At 45.4% G+C, this 19,962-nt stretch carries 21 protein-coding genes; 2 read left to right on the top strand and 19 right to left on the bottom strand.

All coding sequences use genetic code 11. The features are described 5' to 3' along the window. Nucleotides 1–4 precede the first annotated feature (4 nt). From JQC93_RS09280 to JQC93_RS09270, 3 genes are all read right to left on the bottom strand, one after another. The gene (locus JQC93_RS09280; protein WP_205158170.1) at nucleotides 5–949 is read right to left on the bottom strand and encodes a chemotaxis protein CheV; all 945 of its coding nucleotides are present in this window, start codon (nucleotides 947–949) and stop codon (nucleotides 5–7) included. A gap of 100 nt (nucleotides 950–1,049) precedes the next feature. Then, nucleotides 1,050–2,264 carry a sugar metabolism global transcriptional regulator Mlc gene (gene mlc, locus JQC93_RS09275; protein ID WP_205158169.1) on the bottom strand — a complete coding sequence of 405 codons (1,215 nt, stop codon included), beginning with the start codon at nucleotides 2,262–2,264 and terminating at the stop codon, nucleotides 1,050–1,052. Between the two features lie 154 nt (nucleotides 2,265–2,418). After that, entirely contained in the window at nucleotides 2,419–3,633 is a 1,215-nt protein-coding gene (locus JQC93_RS09270) for a patatin-like phospholipase family protein (protein ID WP_205158168.1), read from the bottom strand. Between the two features lie 309 nt (nucleotides 3,634–3,942). Here JQC93_RS09270 and JQC93_RS09265 point away from each other — a divergent pair, with 309 nt between their 5' ends. Further along, nucleotides 3,943–4,533, top strand: coding sequence for an outer membrane protein (locus JQC93_RS09265; RefSeq protein WP_205158167.1), 591 nt, complete (start codon nucleotides 3,943–3,945; stop codon nucleotides 4,531–4,533). A 73-nt stretch (nucleotides 4,534–4,606) separates the two neighbouring features. Here JQC93_RS09265 and JQC93_RS09260 read toward each other — a convergent pair whose 3' ends face one another. The 15 genes from JQC93_RS09260 to yceD form a co-directional block, all read right to left on the bottom strand. Continuing rightward, the gene (locus JQC93_RS09260; RefSeq protein ID WP_084886105.1) at nucleotides 4,607–5,026 is read right to left on the bottom strand and encodes a hypothetical protein; all 420 of its coding nucleotides are present in this window, start codon (nucleotides 5,024–5,026) and stop codon (nucleotides 4,607–4,609) included. 196 nt (nucleotides 5,027–5,222) lie between these two features. Then, entirely contained in the window at nucleotides 5,223–6,656 is a 1,434-nt protein-coding gene (gene ptsG / locus JQC93_RS09255; RefSeq protein ID WP_205158166.1) for a PTS glucose transporter subunit IIBC, read from the bottom strand. A 439-nt stretch (nucleotides 6,657–7,095) separates the two neighbouring features. Next, nucleotides 7,096–7,866 carry a TatD family hydrolase gene (locus JQC93_RS09250; protein WP_205158165.1) on the bottom strand — a complete coding sequence of 257 codons (771 nt, stop codon included), beginning with the start codon at nucleotides 7,864–7,866 and terminating at the stop codon, nucleotides 7,096–7,098. Nucleotides 7,867–7,868: 2 nt separating this feature from the next. Further along, nucleotides 7,869–8,807, bottom strand: coding sequence for a DNA polymerase III subunit delta' (gene holB / locus JQC93_RS09245; protein ID WP_205158164.1), 939 nt, complete (start codon nucleotides 8,805–8,807; stop codon nucleotides 7,869–7,871). Next, nucleotides 8,800–9,441 carry a dTMP kinase gene (gene tmk / locus JQC93_RS09240; RefSeq protein WP_205158163.1) on the bottom strand — a complete coding sequence of 214 codons (642 nt, stop codon included), beginning with the start codon at nucleotides 9,439–9,441 and terminating at the stop codon, nucleotides 8,800–8,802. Before tmk ends, holB begins: the two co-directional genes overlap by 8 nt. Then, nucleotides 9,438–10,454 (bottom strand): endolytic transglycosylase MltG, encoded by a 1,017-nt coding sequence (gene mltG / locus JQC93_RS09235; RefSeq protein ID WP_205158162.1) that lies wholly within the window; start codon nucleotides 10,452–10,454, stop codon nucleotides 9,438–9,440. The genes tmk and mltG overlap by 4 nt, the downstream gene beginning before the upstream one ends. A gap of 1 nt (nucleotide 10,455) precedes the next feature. Then, on the bottom strand, nucleotides 10,456–11,250 hold the full coding sequence (gene pabC, locus JQC93_RS09230) for an aminodeoxychorismate lyase (protein WP_205158161.1): 795 nt from the start codon (nucleotides 11,248–11,250) through the stop codon (nucleotides 10,456–10,458). A gap of 192 nt (nucleotides 11,251–11,442) precedes the next feature. Continuing rightward, nucleotides 11,443–12,693, bottom strand: coding sequence for a beta-ketoacyl-ACP synthase II (fabF, locus tag JQC93_RS09225; protein WP_205158160.1), 1,251 nt, complete (start codon nucleotides 12,691–12,693; stop codon nucleotides 11,443–11,445). Between the two features lie 97 nt (nucleotides 12,694–12,790). After that, complete coding sequence (gene acpP, locus JQC93_RS09220; protein ID WP_084886122.1) at nucleotides 12,791–13,024, bottom strand: acyl carrier protein; 234 nt, start codon at nucleotides 13,022–13,024, stop codon at nucleotides 12,791–12,793. 224 nt (nucleotides 13,025–13,248) lie between these two features. After that, nucleotides 13,249–13,983, bottom strand: a complete 735-nt coding sequence (gene fabG / locus JQC93_RS09215) for a 3-oxoacyl-ACP reductase FabG (protein ID WP_205158159.1) — start codon at nucleotides 13,981–13,983, stop codon at nucleotides 13,249–13,251. Between the two features lie 11 nt (nucleotides 13,984–13,994). Continuing rightward, nucleotides 13,995–14,918, bottom strand: coding sequence for an ACP S-malonyltransferase (gene fabD, locus JQC93_RS09210; protein WP_205158158.1), 924 nt, complete (start codon nucleotides 14,916–14,918; stop codon nucleotides 13,995–13,997). 30 nt (nucleotides 14,919–14,948) lie between these two features. Continuing rightward, nucleotides 14,949–15,899 carry a beta-ketoacyl-ACP synthase III gene (locus JQC93_RS09205; RefSeq protein WP_205158157.1) on the bottom strand — a complete coding sequence of 317 codons (951 nt, stop codon included), beginning with the start codon at nucleotides 15,897–15,899 and terminating at the stop codon, nucleotides 14,949–14,951. 6 nt (nucleotides 15,900–15,905) lie between these two features. Then, nucleotides 15,906–16,925, bottom strand: a complete 1,020-nt coding sequence (gene plsX, locus JQC93_RS09200) for a phosphate acyltransferase PlsX (RefSeq protein WP_205158449.1) — start codon at nucleotides 16,923–16,925, stop codon at nucleotides 15,906–15,908. Between the two features lie 38 nt (nucleotides 16,926–16,963). Further along, entirely contained in the window at nucleotides 16,964–17,134 is a 171-nt protein-coding gene (rpmF, locus tag JQC93_RS09195; protein WP_017027730.1) for a 50S ribosomal protein L32, read from the bottom strand. A gap of 5 nt (nucleotides 17,135–17,139) precedes the next feature. Next, nucleotides 17,140–17,679 carry a 23S rRNA accumulation protein YceD gene (gene yceD / locus JQC93_RS09190; RefSeq protein WP_205158156.1) on the bottom strand — a complete coding sequence of 180 codons (540 nt, stop codon included), beginning with the start codon at nucleotides 17,677–17,679 and terminating at the stop codon, nucleotides 17,140–17,142. 106 nt (nucleotides 17,680–17,785) lie between these two features. Here yceD and JQC93_RS09185 point away from each other — a divergent pair, with 106 nt between their 5' ends. Then, entirely contained in the window at nucleotides 17,786–18,382 is a 597-nt protein-coding gene (locus JQC93_RS09185) for a Maf family protein (RefSeq protein WP_205158155.1), read from the top strand. A 79-nt stretch (nucleotides 18,383–18,461) separates the two neighbouring features. On the opposite strand, the gene rluC is transcribed toward JQC93_RS09185, so the two are convergent. Next, a complete protein-coding gene (rluC, locus tag JQC93_RS09180; protein WP_205158448.1) occupies nucleotides 18,462–19,409 on the bottom strand; it encodes a 23S rRNA pseudouridine(955/2504/2580) synthase RluC in 948 nt (315 codons plus the stop codon). Nucleotides 19,410–19,962: the final 553 nt, after the last annotated feature.

The following is a 19,962-nucleotide window of genomic DNA, read 5'->3' as shown; positions in this document are numbered from 1 at the left end:
GTCGTTAGACTTCTAGAATATGTCTCAGTCGATCTTGCGCAATTTCAACCAATAAATCGGGTTGGAATTTAGAGATAAACTTATCACAACCCACCTTCTCCGACATCGCATCGTTAAAACTACCACTAAGCGAGGTGTTTAAAGTGATGTATAGGTCTTTCAGCGCAGGATCGTTGCGCACTTCGTGAGTCAGTTTGTATCCGTCCATTTCAGGCATTTCGGCGTCGGTGATCATCATTAATAGATCCTCAGCAACATTGCGTCCTTCATCGCGCCAATGCTGAAGCAAGGTTAACGCTTCAAGACCATCGCTACACTCAATAATATTAAGCCCTAACTGAGACAGCGTGCCTTTAACTTGGTTACGCGCAGTTGAGGAGTCGTCCACAACGAGAATAGAACGGCCCGCAAGTTTAGGGGCGACGTCTTGATCCAACACATCGTCACTGATGCGCGTATCGTAGTCGACAATCTCTGCCAGCACTTTTTCGACATCAATAATCTCAACGATTTTGTTTACACCGTCATCTTCTATTTGAGTAATGGCAGTGAGGTAGTTCGCACGACCCGCAGTTTTTGGTGGTGGCTGAATTTCCGTCCAAGCTGTGTTGACGATGTTACGTACTTGGCCAACCAAAAAGCCCTGAACAGAGCGGTTGTATTCCGTCACGATAAGATTTTGCTCTTCTTCAGCTTGCATAGATCGAAAGCCAATAGCAGAACGTAAATCAATCACAGGAACTGACTCGCCACGCAACGTCGCTACACCAGAGATTTTATGGTGCGAGCCTGGAAGTTTGGTCAAAGGGGGAAGCTTGAGTACTTCTTGTACTTTAAATACGTTAATTGCGTACAACTGACGGCCATTTAAACTAAACAGCAGTAATTCAAGGCGGTTTTCGCCTACAAGTTTTGTCCGTTGGTCGACGGTGCTTAAAACGCCACTCATTGATCGTCCCTTTATTGAGTCTAGTAACCGCGTAAGAGTACTACAAAGTGCAACACTTTACAGTATATTATACTTAAAAATTGAGGGGTCGCTCAATCTGCTAGCCTTCAAGCACCTTTATCAGCAGATCGCCGTCGTAGAGCGCCTGTTTCACGAGCGCCGCACCGGGCATCGTCGCTTGTTTGTAAAACCGACTCTCCACCAGCTCTAAGTCGTGATGATAAATAGGGAGACACTGCTCGCGTATGCATTTGAGAATTTGCGGGTAAAGAACATCTTTGGCTTGATTAATCACCCCGCCAATCAACACTTTTTCCGGATTGAAAAGGTTAACGATGATTGAAATACCGTTACCCAAGTAACGCCCTAGCTCTTCAATCACTTCTACCGCAAGTGGATCACCCGCCGTCGCCGCATCACATATCGACTCTATCGAAATATCATCGCCGGCAAGAATGCTTGGTGAGCCGGTTGCAATCTTAGACACCACTTTTGCACGGATAGCCGCAGAACTTGCCACCGTTTCTAAACAGCCGTAGTTGCCGCAGTAACACTTCTCTCCATTTGGGACGACCTGCACGTGCCCCAACTCGCCAATGTTGCCGTGGCGACCCTGTAGGACCCTTCCTTCGAGGATTATGCCTGCTCCAACGCCATGATGTATAGAAATCAGCGCGGAGTTTTCATTTTGCTGCGAGTTGCCAAAGAGTTTTTCCGATAGCGCCCACGCGCGCGTATCGTTGGCCACAAATACCGGTAAACCTGTCGCCTCGTATATGGCAGGACCTAATGCCATTTTAGTGACTTTATAATGTGGCATTTGTAGCACTGTACCGGTATCGGACAAAACCAATCCAGGCAGAGTAAGTGCTATTGCGGTGACACGTTCTAATTGGGTTGAATTGGTTTGGAAAAAGTCGTCTATTTCTTTGAGTATCCGATCAAAAAGCGGTTGCTGCTCTTTTTCGACAATATCGATCTTGGTATCAACCAGAATGTTTCCACCAAGATCGTGAAGCGCCATCGTTAAATAACCACGACCTAGACGCATCGACAAAAACTGCCAACCGTCGTTGTTGGTTTGCAATCCGACAGCAGGACGGCCACGGCTGGTCGCTTCTTGAACAACGGTTTCATGGACTAGATGTGCGTCAATCAGCTCACGAGTTATTTTGGTGATACTTGCGGGTGCCAGTTCACTCAGTTTACTCAGATCAATGCGCGATATAGGGCCAAATTGGTCAATGAGTTTGTAGACTCGGCCAGCGTTGATCTGTTTAATATGATCAATGTGACCGGGTTGGGCCATATACATAGGGACGTCCAAATAGAAGTATTCGCTCTATTTTTTTACTTTACGAACTAAATGTGAAGCGAATCGAAGCCCGCTCGTGATTCACTTCACGAAGTTAATGCTCAATACAAAATAAGGGTCAAAGTTTGTATAGGGTCGACATGGAAAATATCGACTAGTGTACATCCCACTGCGGGGGCATAGTTGGTGCTAAAGGTGGCGGATTGAGTATGCTTCGCTTCTCGTGCGCACTATGAAACTGCTCGATAAAACGGTAGCCAGCCGCGAGACCAGTTTGGTAGTCGTGCTCGATATCATCGAGATCACTTAATAAAGGTCGCGACTTCAAAGGTTCTTGAGGTACGATCTGCACGATAAACGTATCTTGTGGTGGGCACTGCAAAAACTGCTGGGTCAATTGGTAGGTCTGATAATGAACCATAAGTTGATCGAGCATTTGTGGAGAAAAATCCCCTCCAAGCAATTGACCTAAACGATAGATGTCATCAGCACCAAATAACCACCGACCACCATTTAACAAACTGGTTTTTGATAAGCGTTTTTGTTTCTGAACGGACGTCGCTCTGTCGGCTAAAAAGCTGCGCCAATCATTTTGCCACTGACTTTTTTGCTCACTCCAGTAATCTTGCAGTTTATTTAACGACTCTTCATACCAAGCGGTATCGTTTTGCGATGAGTTTGCAACCAGCTCTTGCGGCACCTCAATGTCATTATCGATAGGCTCTGTACGTATGACCACGATACATCGCGCACCTTGACGCCAAGCTTCTTGAACAGGAACTGACGCTGACACACCTCCATCGACGTAATTTCGGCCGTTGAGGTTCACTTCTCCATCGTACAAGTGAGGAATGGCGCAGGTCGCTTCCATCACTTTTGCCCAGTCATTGGTAAACATCGGCAAATACTCATCTTGCAGTGTATCGACGTTTGTAACACACGCGTGAGCTTTTCGACTCCCTAGGACCTGCTTACCGAGATTAAAGTCCAGTTTATAGGGGAAGTGGTTTAGCTGCTCAATTGCCCACCCTATATCCATCTTTTTCTGATGACGAAAGTAACCGTACAAACTAAAAAATTGGCTGTCTGTGGTCAGTTCGGTAATGAACTTGTGTCCTAACCTAGGTTGGCGACACAAAAAGCTAAGGATGTTCATTGCCCCAGCTGAAGTGCCGTAGAAATGGCTAAAGGGGTCAAAATTCGACAACAAAAAAGCGTCGAGTACACCAGCGGTGTACGCGCCCTTTTGACCTCCCCCCTGGGCAACTAGTGCAATATGACCACTTAGATATTTGGCAAATTGGTCACTATTGAGTTCTTGCTCAGACGAGGTAACAAAGCCTGAATTGCAGGACTTAGAGCCATTCATAAATGCATCTAAGCAAGAATCGCGATAAATGAAAATGCGTATATTATGGCGAATATGATTGCAGTAAGCGCAAGCGAAGCTTTCAATTCATTAGTCATAGAGGTTCCTCCTACTCAAACTATAGTTCATCATAACGACAATTTTGTTTCATTCCTGCAACCACGAAACCAGATTGGAATCTACGTCACTGCACGTTGATTGTTTCTGCGAGCTTCACTAGATAAATCTGTTTTTAGTACGTATATTCAATTGGTTACTTTTTTGTTTTGAACAAAAATTTTCACTCCACATAGGAATAAGGACGTTGCTATGCGATTTCGCATCTTTTCTACCGCGTTGTTGTCTGCACTCAGTGCAACGGCTGTGGCTAATTCAGTGTATATCACACCAATGATTGGTCTTAGCAACGGTGTAAAATTTGAGTCTGACGAAGGAGAGACTTACACCACAAAGTCAGATCTCAATTACAATTTATCGGTGGATGTTCCTTTCCAACAAGGTCGAATAGGCTTCGTGTACAGTGAGCACACATCCGAACTCGACTCACCGCAACTCGATAACACTATGCGTTACCTTCACTTTCAAAGTAGTCTTTACTACCCTGTAGCCGAAAAAGTATCGACCTATGTTGGCTTAGGACTCGGGGCGACGCAATTAAGCGCCAGCTGGTATGAGACTGACTATCTATTTTCTGCCAGTGCTTTCGGTGGTGTGGAATATAATGTCAGTAAAAATATAGCATTGCAGGCTCAAGTCCGCTGGTTTGGCTCGCTGTTGAGTAGTGATACCGCTTCTGTGTGTAACTACCCAAACGACGAAGGCGGTGGCTGTAAGATTTATTTTAATGGTGACTGGTTGAGTCAGGTGCAAGGTAATTTAGGCGTCACCTTTAGTTTCTAACTCATTCAATAATTCCATAAACTAAAAAAGCCCGCCTTAATGGCGAGCTTTCTATCAAGCTGTGTTGATGGAACTAGAAGCGATAGGTTAAACCTATGGCACCACCAATTTGTAGTTTACTTTTATCCTGAATTTGCCACTCTGGAGAGACCTGAGCGTACGCATGCCACTCGTGAGCGAAGTTCCAGTTAAGACCAAGCGGCGCACGAATGCCCCAGTCATTGTCCCACTCGTACCATGCTCCGCCACCTACGTACCAAGTAAAAGGTACATCGGCATCAAAACTACCGTCTAAGAACAAGTAGTCAAAAGCCATTCCATCATTACCGGCTGAAAATTGGAATTGGTCGTCGTAACGAACAACGGCACTTAATCCTTTATCGAAAGCCATACCTACATTATATGTTGCAGAATGGGCTTGTGGCGCAGCGCCTACATAAACCGCCAGTCCTCCAAGGACCACTGTCAGTAATGTGAGTTTACCGAGTTTCACAGATACACTCCCGTTGTTTTATCTGCACAATACACTAATGGGCGTCAAGTGTACGGTTTCTGGAATACTATTAATGTCACTTCTCTGTCAATTGTCGACATGAATATAAACAGATGTTTAAATTTGTGACATCAATCTACAAATACAACAAAGCCCATCCTATAGATGGGCTTTGAGAGACTGAGTTCAGACTGGATTAACCGTTGTTACGGATCCACTCGTCCATGTCAGTTTTCAGGTTGTCTGATTTAGTACCGAAAATAGCTTGAACGCCACCTGATACAACCACAACACCTGCAGCGCCTAGCGCTTTTAGTTTGTCTTGGTCAACATTGTCTGTGTCAGCTACTGCTACACGTAGACGTGTGATACATGCGTCAAGACCAGTGATGTTTGCTTTACCACCGAATGCTGCTACAAGTTCACCAGCCATTTCTGAACCAGTTACTGTTGCTGTAGCTTCGTCTTCTTCATCTTCACGACCAGGAGTCTTAAGGTCCATAGCTTTGATTACTGCGCGGAATACTACGTAGTAGATTGCTGCATAAACAAGACCAGTCACGAACATGATAGCGATCTTCTGAGAGTTACCAGAAAGAACGATGAAGTCGATAAGACCGTGAGAGAAAGAGGTACCGTGTACAAAGCCAATAGTGTTAGCAACAAAGTAAGCAGAACCAGCTAGTAGAGCGTGAATTCCGTACAGTACTGGAGCAACGAATAGGAAAGAGAATTCGATTGGTTCAGTAATACCTGTTAGGAATGACGTCAAAGCTGCAGAAGCCATGATGCCCATTACTTTCGCACGGTTTTCAGGCTTAGCAGAGTGAGCAATTGCGATTGCTGCTGCTGGTAGACCGAACATCTTGAACATGTAACCACCAGCAAGTTGACCGAAGCCATTGCCCGCTGCACGTGATGCATCGTCAGCTACAAGGTAACAAGTAAGTACGCCATTCGCTTGCTCGCCTGCTGCGTTCAAACATGAGCCTGCTTCGAAGAAGAATGGTACGTTCCAAACGTGGTGCAAACCAAATGGGATAAGAGAACGCTCAACCACACCGTAAATTGCGAATGCAAGTTGTGGGTTTTGCTCTGCAGCCCAATGAGAGAAAGACGCAATGCCAGCACCAATTGGAGGCCATACAATAGACAGTACAAGACCAAGACCAATTGCTGCGAAACCAGTGATGATTGGCACAGCACGCTTACCAGCGAAGAAGCCTAGGTATTCAGGAAGTTGAATACGGAAGAACTTGTTGAACGCCCAAGCAGCAACACCACCGACTAGGATACCACCTAGTACACCAGTATCGATCTTGTCGACGCCAAACACTTCAGCCATTACTGCAAGCGTTGCAGTCATGATGCCGTAGCCCACGATAGCTGCAAGTGCTGCAACACCGTCGTTGTTAGTGAAGCCTAGTGCAACACCAACGGCAAATAGCAATGCCATTTGGCCAAATACAGAACCGCCAGCTTGCTCCATAAGGTTTGAAACAACGTCAGGGATGAAGGCCAAATCTGCCGCACCGACACCCAATAAAATACCCGCTACAGGAAGTACTGATACTGGTAGCATCAGAGACTTACCCACTTTTTGCAGGTTCGCAAAAAGGTTTTTAAACATAGTTATGCTCCTAATTATTTTTAGTAGTTTGGGTACTAACGACAACCCCCCGCTGCCATAAAGGTTAGCACCCAATGAAAATGTAACCACGTGCCGTAGTATATTTTTCGGCTCTAAATATATCTTGATACAGGACAAACTTGCTATCCAGTTACGAAACTAAATTTCAAAAGCCTATCTTAGATCACAATAGACCTAGTATAGCCCCCTTATCTAAACACGATGCATGCACTTATAAAACAATAGCTTATGTGAAAAAATGACACCTGAAAGCGGTTTCTAAAAATGCCTAAAAACATATTTTCCGTAGAAAAATTACATTTCCCTGCTAGGGGGTAAAAGTAGACACATAAGACGTAATATTCAACATAATAAGTTATAGTGTAGGGCAATTACAAAAAATGGGATCCCAAGATCCCATTTATAATTGGGGGCTTATTTATCGCCGTAAAAAAAGAGTGTGAAAGTTTTGTGATGTTTGAGTTGCAACTTGTTGTAACGAGACACCTTTTAGCTGAGCGATGTAACTTGCAACCTCAACCACATAGGCTGGTTGGTTCTCTTTTCCTCGATGAGGAACGGGCGCTAAATAAGGTGAATCCGTTTCTATCAACAAGCGATCAAGAGGCAAAGCTTTAACCACTTCTTTAAGCTCGGTTGCCGCACGGAAGGTCACAATACCACTGATTGAAATGTAAAAGCCCAGTTCCATTGCTTGTTTAGCAAACTCTAAGTCTTCGGTAAAACAGTGAATAACACCACCACACGATTTGGCATCACCGCTTTTTAACAAATCTAGCGTCTCTTTGCGCGCATTACGCGTATGAATGATCAGCGGCTTATTCACTTCCTTGGCAATGTCAATTTGAGTTGAAAATCGCTCGAGTTGCAAGGCTTTGGTTTCTGGCTTGTAATGAAAATCCAGCCCTGTTTCACCTACGGCCACCACGCGTTTATGCTGTGCGTACTTGCGAAGAGTTTCTAGGTCAAAGGGGCTTTCTACATCCAATGGGTGTACCCCACATGAAGCTAGTACTTGCTCGTGCTTTTCAATCAATTCCATCATCGCAGGAAAACTCTCTAGCGTGACACCCACGCTAAGCATTTTTTCTACATTTACGGCTTTTGCATTGGCCAGAACCTGCTCAACATTTTGGTAAAGGTTCTGGTAATCCAATTTATCTAGATGACAATGTGAGTCTATAAACATGTTTATTCGTGCCAATAAGTGAGCCACTCAATCAAAAGCAGCTCTGTGTTTAATCCAGGGTGTGCACGCAGCTCTGCGCGCATAATGTCTAGTCTTTCGACCATGCGAGAAAGCGTGCCAAAATCCCAGCGGTTGCAAACCGGTGTCAGGATGGTTTCTAATCCCTCATAAGGCTGAGCAAAATGCCTCAATGCCATATGCAGCACAATGGATAGTTGCTCTAGGCTACGCTGTGGTTCGCTCGTCAGTATCGCGACTATCTTCGACTGCTCGACCAATAAATTGTCTTTTGTTAATAGCTTTATTAACGACGCTAGCTCGTCACTTTGATTTTCAGTGAACTCGTTTAATTTCAACGGAGCTTGAGCATACAATGTCAGCGCTAAATCAGAGACAGACAACGACTGTTCAGCAATCCAATGTTGCGTTTGTTCAATACTTGGTGGCGAAACATGCCATTGCTGACATCGGCTCACGACAGTAGGTAAAAGTTGCGACTTAGCATGAGTTAAGACAACGAACACGCATTGGCTCGGCGGCTCTTCGAGGGTTTTAAGTAGAGCATTCGACGCAGAGCTGTTCATCTGCTCAGCTAAAGTGACAACTAACACACGCTTACCCGATAATTGCGAAGACTCAGCGGCGAAGCGATTCAGCTCTCTAACTTGATCCACTGAAATCTGTTTTTTGGTCTCTAAAGGCATCAATCGATGGTAATCCGGGTGAGTACCCGCAGCAAATAGCTGACAACTATGGCAAAAGCCACACCCCTCATCCGTTGAGTTGGAACACAATAAAGCTTTACCCAGCGCATCGATAAGTTGCTGCTCACCTAAGCCGTCGGCAGACTCAATCATTATGCTATTTGGCAGACGGTCTTGAGTCAGCGCTTTTTGTAGCTGAGTCCAAAGCGGCTGTAGCCACGGGTAAAGGCTATCCATGTTTCACATCGTCGGTTAACCATTGATTGATAGCTGCCTTAATATCATTGGTGACAGCCTCAATCGATTGAGATGCGTCGATAACCACGATAGTGTCATCTTGATTAGCCAACTCTAAATATTTTTCTCGGCTACGCTGGAAAAAACTAAGATCCATTTTCTCTATTCTGTCGAGTTCACCGCGGCCTCGAGCGCGCTCTAGCCCAAGTTGCGGGTCGATATCGAGGTACAAGGTAAAGTCAGGCTTAAATCCATCCAGAGCAATGTCCTTCAGACTGCTCATCACATGAGGATCGATTTGACGTCCGCCTCCTTGGTACGCCTGTGAAGATAAATCATGACGATCACCGACAACCCATGCTCCGCCGTTTAATGCCGGTTTAATTACCGTTTCCACCAGTTGAATTCGAGCGGCGTACATCAACAACAGCTCAGTGCGATCTTGAAGCGCTTCTTCACACTCTTCTTTAACCAACGCTCGCATCTTTTCAGCGAGTGGTGTACCACCGGGTTCACGAGTTTGAGTAACTTGCGCAATGCCGTGTTGCTCTAATGATGCTAAAACTTGGCTAATCGCAGTACTTTTTCCTGCGCCCTCTAAGCCTTCAATAACAATAAACTTTCCAAGACTCATTGGTTTGCCCTTAGTTGTTTTAAGTAATCGCGCACTGCAGCATTATGATCTTTAAGGTTGGTACTAAACTTGTGCCCACCTTTGCCCGTTGCGACAAAATACAAATAGTTGCTTGTCTCTGGATTGAGCGATGCTGCTATAGAAGCCTCACCCACCATTGCGATTGGTGTTGGAGGTAATCCATTGATTGTGTATGTGTTGTACGGCGTTGGAGTCTGCAAATCCTTCTTACGGATATTGCCAGTGTACTTGTCACCCATGCCGTAGATGACTGTTGGATCGGTCTGAAGGCGCATTCTTCGATTGAGGCGATTAATGAATACTGACGAGACCAAACCACGCTCTTTATCAATGGCGGTTTCTTTTTCAATAATTGACGCAAGGATCAGTGCTTCATAGTCAGTTTTGAGTGGAAGCTTTTCATCACGCTCTTGCCAATGCTTTTCTAACGCACGATTGAGATCGCGATGAGCTCGTTTGTAAATATCGAGATCGCTCATTCCCGCGGTGTAGTAAAAGGTTTCTGCCAAAAACAGGCCTTCTAACTTAGGGTTTTCAATACCCAAAGCTTCGGCGAGTTCGGCTTCTGTTAGATCTGTCGTTTCCTGAATCAACGTGTCCGTTTGGGCAAGCTGCTCTCGCCACTGATTAAAGGTTGAGCCTTCAATAAACGTTATACTGTACTGATGCTCTTTTCCTTCGACCAATGTGTTTAAGACTTGTGTGAGAGTTTGCCCTTGTTCGACAAAAAACGTGCCCGCTTTAATGTTTAATAGCTCAGGGTGCAGCCTTCTCACTAGACGAGACGTCGGATTCGCCTCAATCCAACCTTGAGACTCAAAACGACGCAGCAACGCCGTACCACTGGTTCCGCTGTTAATGGTGATAAGCTCACCCTGCTCCATCTGCACCGGTTGATTTAGGTACGTCTTAAGCTCTTGTGTGGCATACCAATAGACGGCTAGCGCCGCAACTCCCGCAACGATCAATAGACCCAACAGTTTTTTAAGCAATTTATACTCTCTTTTGTAATTTTAACGTGAGCTCGCCAATGGGATAACGTCGCTCACCCACCTGAACCACAGGCGCAACACCTAGCAAGGCATTACTCACAAAGACTTCATCAGCATCGTGCAAATCGACGAGATCAAAGCGTCCTAACAGCGCTTTAAATCCAAGTGGTTCAGCATCTTGAATAATCAAACGACGAATGATACCTGCTACACCTGCTTTGTCCAGTATGGGGGTATAAAGCGTGCTCCCCTTACGCCAAAAAATATTCGCACTACTGGTTTCTACAATATGCTCGTTGATATCCAATACCAAACCATCGTCGACCTGTTGTGCATCAAGATCATTTTTAACTAGCACCTGCTCTAAGCGGTTATTGTGTTTATGACCAGCCAGTAATGGGTTGTGCCCAAGTTTAATACGACTGATGCCAAGTTTTATCCCGTCAGTCTGCCATTGCGGGTAATGTTGTGGGTAGGAAAAGTGATTGCTCATTATGAGAGAGTGAGCGTTATGTGGACTTGCGTACCCTCTTCCGCCACTGCCACGGCTGATCAAAAGTTTTACCCCTGCAATAGGGTCATCTAGCGCGATATCCATCAGCTGGTACTTTATGTTTCGCCACTGGGGTGTAGCGATCCCTAGGGTATTAAGACACGCTTGCATACGTTCAACATGTAGTTCCCAATGACGAAGTTCTCCGAATTGAGTTTGAATCGTGGTGAAGCAGCCATCGCCATACTGAAACGAACGATCAAGAGCCGGTACGTGCTCTTGCTTTACACCATTAATCCACATCTTGACGTTCCTGTTAGTATCGATTTTCCTTTGCACAAAGATAATGTATCAACCGTAAAAAAGGTAGTGAGTTATCCATTTTCTCAACTTTTGATCGGTGTTTCTTTTGCGCCGTAGTCTCTATAAATCGCACCCCATAAAAAAAGCCCAGATTGACGATACCAATCTGGGCTTTTTTACATTCTACAGGTGTTAGATCTTTTTGAAGATCAACGAGCCGTTCGTTCCGCCAAAGCCAAACGAGTTACACAGTGCGTATTCCATTTCAACGTCACGCGCTGTGTTAGGCACTAAGTCGATGCCAAGTTCAACGGCACCTTCATCCATATTGTCCAAGTTGATCGTCGGTGGCACTTTTTGGTCCACTAGTGACATCACAGTCACAATCGCTTCTGCAGAACCAGCAGCACCAAGTAGGTGACCGGTCATAGATTTGGTCGATGACACCAAGACTTGTTTAGCACCATCTTCACCTAGAGCACGTTTCACGCCCTTAAGCTCGGCAATATCGCCTGCTGGTGTAGAAGTACCGTGAGCATTAATGTAGCCCACTTGTGTGCCGTCGATACCCGCGTCACGCAGTGCCGCTTCCATCGCCAATGCACCGCCAGAGCCGTCTTCGCTTGGTGATGTCATGTGATAGGCGTCACCGGACATACCAAAGCCAACGATCTCAGCGTACATCTTCGCACCACGCGCTTTAGCGTGCTCGTACTCTTCCAGTACCATCATGCCTGCACCATCACCTAGAACGAAACCATCGCGGTCTTTATCCCATGGGCGAGAAGCTTGTTGCGGTGAGTCATTGCGCGTTGACAGTGCCTTAGCAGCACCGAAGCCTGCCATACCTAGAGGGGTAGAGGCTTTCTCTGAACCGCCAGCGACCATAGCTTCTGCATCGCCATAAGCGATCATTCGTGCTGCGTGACCAATATTGTGCAAACCGGTAGTACAAGCAGTAGATATCGCGATATTAGGGCCACGTAGTCCACGCATGATGGACAAGTTGCCGGCAACCATATTCACGATGGTAGAAGGAACAAAGAATGGACTTACTTTACGCGGACCTTTTTCGATCAGCGCGTGATGCCCTTTTTCAATAAGTTCAAGTCCACCGATACCAGAACCAATAGCCACACCTACACGTGCTGCATTTTGTTCAGTGATTTCTAACCCGGAATCATTTAAAGCTTGGATACCTGCTGCAACACCATACTGAATGAAAAGATCCATTTTACGGGCATCTTTTTTAGACATGTATTCAGTACAGTCAAAATCTTTTACAAGGCCAGCAAAACGAGTGCTGAAATTCTCGGTATCAAAGTGCTCGATATTAACGATACCACTTTGGCCAGCTAGAAGGGCATTCCATGATGATTCAACAGTGTTGCCGACCGGTGACAACATACCCATGCCAGTGACAACGACGCGACGTTTGGACACGATATTACTCTCCGGAAAAATGTTAAGGAAGGTGTTAAGAAGATGAGGTAGAGAAAATTCAGGCGGTCTAATAGACCGCCTGAATTGAGGAGAATTCTTACTGAGCGCTGGTTACGTAATCGATAGCAGCTTGAACAGTAGTGATTTTCTCAGCTTCTTCGTCAGGAATCTCTGTGTCGAATTCCTCTTCTAGAGCCATAACTAGCTCAACTGTGTCTAGTGAATCTGCACCTAGGTCATCAACGAAAGATGCTTCGTTTTTAACTTCAGACTCGTCAACACCAAGCTGTTCTACGATGATTTTTTTTACACGTTCTTCAAGATTGCTCATTTTACTTTTTCCTATAAAGAATTCGCTCTAATGCGATGTCTGCGTAGTTTATTAAAACTAACGAAAGTTGCAAGGCTAGCCTTGCTGGTCAAACCACAATTTAAGTCGATTTCACCGAATTTTCATACATTTTTTGACTGAAATCATGCGCGATTGCACAAATATCACTCATAAAAACTTACTAAGATTGAACTGATCGGCTGGTTTTTAACCAGCCAACTTCGTTAAACCATGTACATTCCGCCGTTAACGTGCAGCGTTTCACCCGTAATATAAGCCGCTTCTGGGGAGGCTAAAAACGCCACAGCCGCTGCAATTTCTTTTGGATCACCCAATCGACCAGCTGGTACATTAGACAATGTTGCAGCGCGCTGCTCATCATTTAGTGCTTTAGTCATGTCGGTTTCGATAAACCCTGGTGCAACAGTATTAATAGTAACACCACGTGAAGCAACTTCACGAGCCATTGATTTAGTAAAACCAATCACACCCGCTTTAGCCGCTGCATAGTTAGTTTGTCCTGCATTACCCATTGTGCCCACAACGGAGCCAACGTTAACAATGCGGCCGCACTTTTTCTTCATCATGCCACGTAATACCGCTTTCGACAGACGGAAAATAGACGTTAGGTTTGTGTCCATGATATCTGTCCACTCATCGTCTTTCATACGCATAAGAAGGTTGTCACGGGTGATACCGGCGTTATTCACCAATATATCAATAGCACCAAACTCTTGGTTAATGCCTTTAAGTACAGTTTCGATTGAAGCAACATCAGTCACGTTGAGCGCAAAGCCTTTGCCATTTTCGCCCAAGTATTCACTGATTGCAGCAGCACCATTTTCACTGGTTGCCGTACCAATAACGGTGGCACCTTTTGCTACTAGTGCTTCTGCAATTGCGCGGCCAATACCACGGCTTGCGCCTGTTACTAAGGCAATTTTACCTTCTAAACTCATTATTCTACTTCCTACTTAGCTGCATCAAGAGATGCTGAGTCGTTGACCGCTGCAGCAGTCAATGCTTTAACTATTCGCTTAGTCAGACCAGTAAGTACTTTACCTGGTCCTAACTCTAGCAGTTTTTCAACACCTTGCTCGTGCATTTTGGTGACGCCTTCAGTCCAACGAACTGGGCTATACAATTGACGAACTAGCGCCGACTTGATTTTTGCTGGATCAGTTTCAACAGCGACATCAACGTTATTGATCACGTCTAACTGAGGTGCGTTAAATTCGATCTCTTCCAGTGCAACAGCCAGCTTGTCCGCAGCAGGCTTCATTAATGCGCAATGAGAAGGTACAGAGACTGGTAATGGTAGCGCGCGTTTTGCACCCGCTTCTTTACACAGTGCACCAGCACGCTCTACTGCCGCTTTATTGCCAGCGATAACCACTTGACCTGGAGAGTTGTAGTTAACCGGAGAAACAACTTCGCCTTGCGCCGCTTCTTCACAGGCTTTAGCAATAGACTCGTCGTCTAGACCAATGATCGCGTACATAGCGCCAACACCAGCAGGTACCGCTTCTTGCATTAACTGTCCACGTAACTCAACCAGTTTGATCGCTTGTTTAAAATCAATCACACCTGCACATACAAGCGCTGAGTATTCACCCAAGCTGTGTCCTGCGATAACCGCTGGAGTCGCTAGACCTTGTTCTTGCCATACGCGCCAAATGGCGACCGATGACGCTAATAAAGCAGGTTGAGTACGATGCGTTTCGTTGAGGTCTTCTGCAGGGCCATTTTGAACTAATGCCCACAGGTCATACCCTAGTACTTCTGATGCTTCAGCGAACGTTTGCTTAACAACGTCAAACTGTTCACCTAGTTCTGCCAACATGCCCACGGTCTGTGAACCTTGACCCGGAAAAACAATCGCAAAATTGCTCATTACCCGTTCCTTTTCCTATATTTTAAAATTCTAAAACTTAACCAGAGCTGAGCCCCAAGTGAATCCACCACCAAAGGCCTCTAGCAACAATGTTTGGCCGCGTTGTATGCGCCCATCACGAACGGCTTCATCTAAAGCTGTTGGGACTGTTGCCGCTGAAGTATTGCCATGTTTATCAAGCGTGATCACAACTTGATCCAGTGGCATTGCCAATTTTTTTGCTGTGGCAGTAATGATGCGCAAGTTTGCTTGGTGAGGCACTAGCCAATCTAAATCGCTTTTTTCCATGTTATTGGCTTTTAGCGTATCGTTAACCAAGCGCGACAATTGCGTCACTGCCACTTTAAATACTTCGTTGCCTGTCATGTGTAGCCAAGTATCAAACTCACCACCGCGAACGGGCATTTCTAAACTGAGAAGATCACCAAACTTGCCATCCGCCCCTAAATGGGTCGACAAAATGCCTGGCTCTTCGCTCGCGCCAACTATTACGGCGCCTGCACCATCACCAAACAAAATCACCGTAGAGCGATCAAGTTGGTCACAGGTTTTTGATAAGGTATCTGCACCGATCACCAGGACGTTTTTGCACTGCCCACTTTTAATGTGTTGGTCGGCCACGGAAAGTGCGTAAACAAATCCCGTACACGCAGCAGCCATATCGAAGGCACCACATCCCGAGATTTCAAGCTTGGCTTGTACCTGACAAGCCGACGATGGAAATGCGTGGGTACTACTAGTGGTCGCAACGATGATCAGGTCAATCTCATCTTTAGAGATGCCCGCCATTTCAATTGCGTTTTTTGCCGCAATGTATCCCATATCGGCCACAGACTCATCGTCTGCCGCTATGCGCCTTTCTTTGATACCCGTTCGTGCAACGATCCACTCGTCGCTAGTATCAACCATCTTTTCCAAATCTGCATTTGTACGCACTGTTGATGGCAGGTAACTGCCAGTGCCTAATATTTTGCTATACATGAAGAGTTAGTGCCTCTCGAGTAAAACGGTTTCCAAACCGTCAGAAATACGCTGCGGTATCTGACGTTTGACTTCGTGGACTGCTTCGCCTATCGCGTTGATAATAGCAGTTTTATCGGCGCTTCCATGACTTTTAATCACAATGCTGCGCAATCCTAACAAACTTGCGCCATTGTACTGGTCGGGGTTCAGTGCTTTTAGCTCTTTTAATGCGGAAGCAAACAGTATTCTCGCCAACCATTTTTTAACCGGGTGTCCAAAAAAATGCTGTTTAAGTTTATTCAGAATAAGGTTTGCGATGCCTTCAGAGGTCTTAAGACAAATATTGCCTGCAAAACCATCGCACACAATAACATCCGCTTTATCCAGCAATATTTCGTGCCCTTCTATAAAGCCAATGTAGTTAATTGAGGGGGTTTGTTCTAAACGCATTGCGCAAGATTTTATGGTGTCATTGCCTTTACTTGCTTCAGCACCAATATTGAGTAGCGCTACTTTTGGCACTTTGGCTAGATGTTGCTCTGCCAATGCTGATCCCATGATCGCGAACTGGTACAGAGTGTCTGAATCAACATCGATGTTTGCGCCAAGGTCTAAAAGCCACACAGGCTGACCACTTTGCGTTGGCAGTGCTGACACCAAAGCCGGGCGTTCGATCCCCGGAAGCATCTTAATACCATGTTTGGACAACGCCATTAGTGCGCCAGTATTACCGCCGCTGACAGCCGCATCGGCTTCACCGCGTGCAACTAGGTCAATAGTTTCTCGCATCGAACTGCCACGGCTATTTCGTAGTGCTGCAGAAGGTTTGGCGTCATTGGCAATGACATGATCACAATGATGGATTGTTAGGCGTGACAATAACGCGTCTCTATCAATAGAGCGCGGAAGGATGCTAGTTTGGGCGTCGAGCTCAGCGTTGATGTCACTTTCGCGACCGACAAGCTGAATATTTAGCTCTGGGAAATGCAACAATGCCTGCACGACGGCAGGCACTGTATAGCTAGGACCGTAGTCCCCGCCCATTGCATCGAGTGCAACGGTAATCACTTGTAAAGGTAACCTTACTTGTTGACTACCTTTTTGCCACGGTAGTAACCTTCAGCAGTTACATTGTGACGTAGGTGAGTTTCACCTGAAGTTGCGTCTACAGATAGTGCTGCTGTAGTTAGCGCATCGTGTGAACGACGCATGCCACGCATAGAACGTGACTTCTTGCTCTTTTGTACGGCCATTGACCCTACTCCTTTGTCTGTGCTTTTAAGCTTTTCAAAACTTCGAACGGGTTTGGTTTTTCTTCCTTAAGAACTTCTTCAGGAATTTCACCAAAAACCAAGTTACTTGAATCTACGCTACAGTCAGATTCGTCATGCATTGCCACTTGGGGTAATCCAAGAATGAACTCGTCTTCAACTAGTTGTATGAGATCGCATTCGCCGTATTCGTTCAGATCTACCAAATCGTACTCTTCCGGCGCTTCCTCTTCACTTTTCTCTCCTTTATTAGGAGTGTAAGTGAACTGGACTTCACACAGATGTGTGAAAACCTCATTACAGCGTTGACACTCTAAATCGACTTCGACGTTAGCTTTACCAGAGATAACGACCAGTCGTTGTTCATCCAAATCAAAGGACAATGAGACATCTGCTTCACGTTTTACGCTTTCGACGGACTCGGCCAAACGCTTAAAGAGACTGGCTTGTATGATACCATCATAGTCCAATCGCTTTTGAGCTGATTTACCTGGGTCAACCGTTCGCGGTATTTTTACCTTTTGCATAGGGCGCGAATATTAGCTTTCAATGACTCAATAGTCAAAGGAAAAGGTGAAAAAGTTAGTGAATTTTTCACCACCTTAATGACCGAATTATTATAGGAATAACACCATGCCATCTCAACCTGCGGCTTTGCCCATTGTCTTAGCCTCAACCTCGGAAATTAGACAGTCGCTCATGCGTAAGCTGGGCCTCCCGTTTACCACCGGTTCGCCAGACTGCGACGAAACACCAATGCACGGTGAGTCCCCACAAGCCTTGGTCGAACGTTTAGCCATTGGCAAAGCGAAATCACTGGCAATACAGTATCCAAACCACCTTATTATAGGCTCGGACCAAGTGTGCGTTATCAACGATGAAATCATCGGCAAGCCGCTTACTAGACAAAAAGCCATTGAGCAACTCTCAAAACAAAGTGGACAGCGCATCACCTTTTATACCGGCTTGGCTCTGCACAATAGTCAAACTGATCACACCCAAGTTGTTGTAGAACCTTTTATTGTCCATTTTCGCTCATTGACCACAGCGCAAATCGAACGCTACGTTGATATGGAAAACCCTCTTTATTGCGCGGGTAGTTTTAAAAGTGAAGGTCTGGGTATCGCTTTGTTTGAAAAGCTTGAAGGGAATGACCCAAATTCGTTAATAGGACTACCACTGATAAAACTGGTGGATCTGTTCAAAAACGAAGGGGTTGACGTGATTTAGCATTAACTACGATTAAAGGCCCATTAAATAGAAATCAGCGATCGCGTCATTACTATCTAATGGGCTATATATAGAAGAGTTAAAGCTGTCGTAACTTGGTTAAGCTTTTTTCAAGCTTTGCTTCTAAAGGAGCACTGATTTCCATCCACTCATCATTGGTAGGGTGGCGAAACTTAATGTTTGCAGCGTGCAAAAACAGCCTGTCGATGCCAACCGTCTTTGTATAGGCATCAAATCGAGGGTCGCCATAACGGTCATCCCAAGCAATGGGGTGGCCTTTATATTGACAATGCACACGGATTTGGTGCGTACGTCCGGTAACGGGACTGGCTTGCACCAATGTTGCCTTATCAAAGTTTTCGAGCACTTTAAAACGCGTATCCGACGGTTTTCCTTTTGGGTTCACCCTCACAATGCTGTTTACTTCGTTTTTGAGCAATGGCGCCGTAACTTGCTTATCACTGCGTTTCCATGTGCCCATGACCAACGCAAAATAGTACTTCTGCACGGTTTTCTCGCGAAACTGGGCTTGCAAGTGGCGAAGCGCCGAGCGTTTTTTGGCCACCAGTAAGATACCCGACGTATCTCGGTCGATACGGTGGACAAGCTCTAAAAAACGCGCTTGAGGTCGTAGTGCTCGTAATGCTTCAATTGCACCAAACTTTAATCCACTGCCCCCATGCACTGCGAGACCAGACGGTTTATTTAGGATCAGCAAGTGGTCATCCTCGTGGATGATCTGACTTTCTAGGTTGGCGACCGCATTGAGCTTGGTACTGATCACCGGTTGCTGATCGGTTTTTTCGGTAATGGTGACTGGAGGAATACGAACCACATCGCCAGGTTGCAGTTTGTATTCCACTTTAATACGCTTTTTATTCACTCGAACTTCGCCTTTGCGCACAATGCGGTACACCACACTTTTAGGCACAGACTTTAGTTGGTTACGTAAAAAGTTGTCGATTCGTTGGCCAGCCATGTCATCATCGATGTCAATTAGCTGCACTTTTGTTCTAATTTCATTCATGAGCATAGTGTAACACCCCGAGACTGAAGAAATCTCTACTTTCGTAAACTGAACACAGCATTTACTTCATCCACAAAATGACTGAACAAAATGTGTATAAGTGGTGAGAAAGCTGACAATAACCTTACAGCGTGATTTTTCTTACATCACCAATATCGCCATAAACCCTTGCTTTAATGAGGCTAAAGCAAAGCACTGCACCAATAAATTTACAATAATCTATGATGGCGATTGCTGTGAATGAACAGCCTTGCTATAGTTCACCACTTAAAGTTGAGCATTGATGAATATTCACTCTTTTTGACTCACTTTTTGCCATAAAATTATAAATTAGAGTAGCGGTTTTATTGCTTCATGCAGCAAATGGCGTAAGACATCAAGAATAAAACCATCGCCGCAACTACTCCTTGCACCCGATGTGACGTTTACCGAGAGATCGGGTCACGTTTTACATGCAACATTGTTAGTACCCACATTGAGTACATAAGCAGCTTTGCACAAAACGTGACCAACTTCGTGTCCAAGAGCATCCCTTCCAGCCGTGAGGCTGCAT

Origin of the sequence: Vibrio ulleungensis (assembly GCF_016900875.1) — a bacterium.
Lineage (GTDB): Bacteria > Pseudomonadota > Gammaproteobacteria > Enterobacterales > Vibrionaceae > Vibrio > Vibrio ulleungensis.
This window is presented reverse-complemented; position numbering and strand designations above follow the sequence as displayed.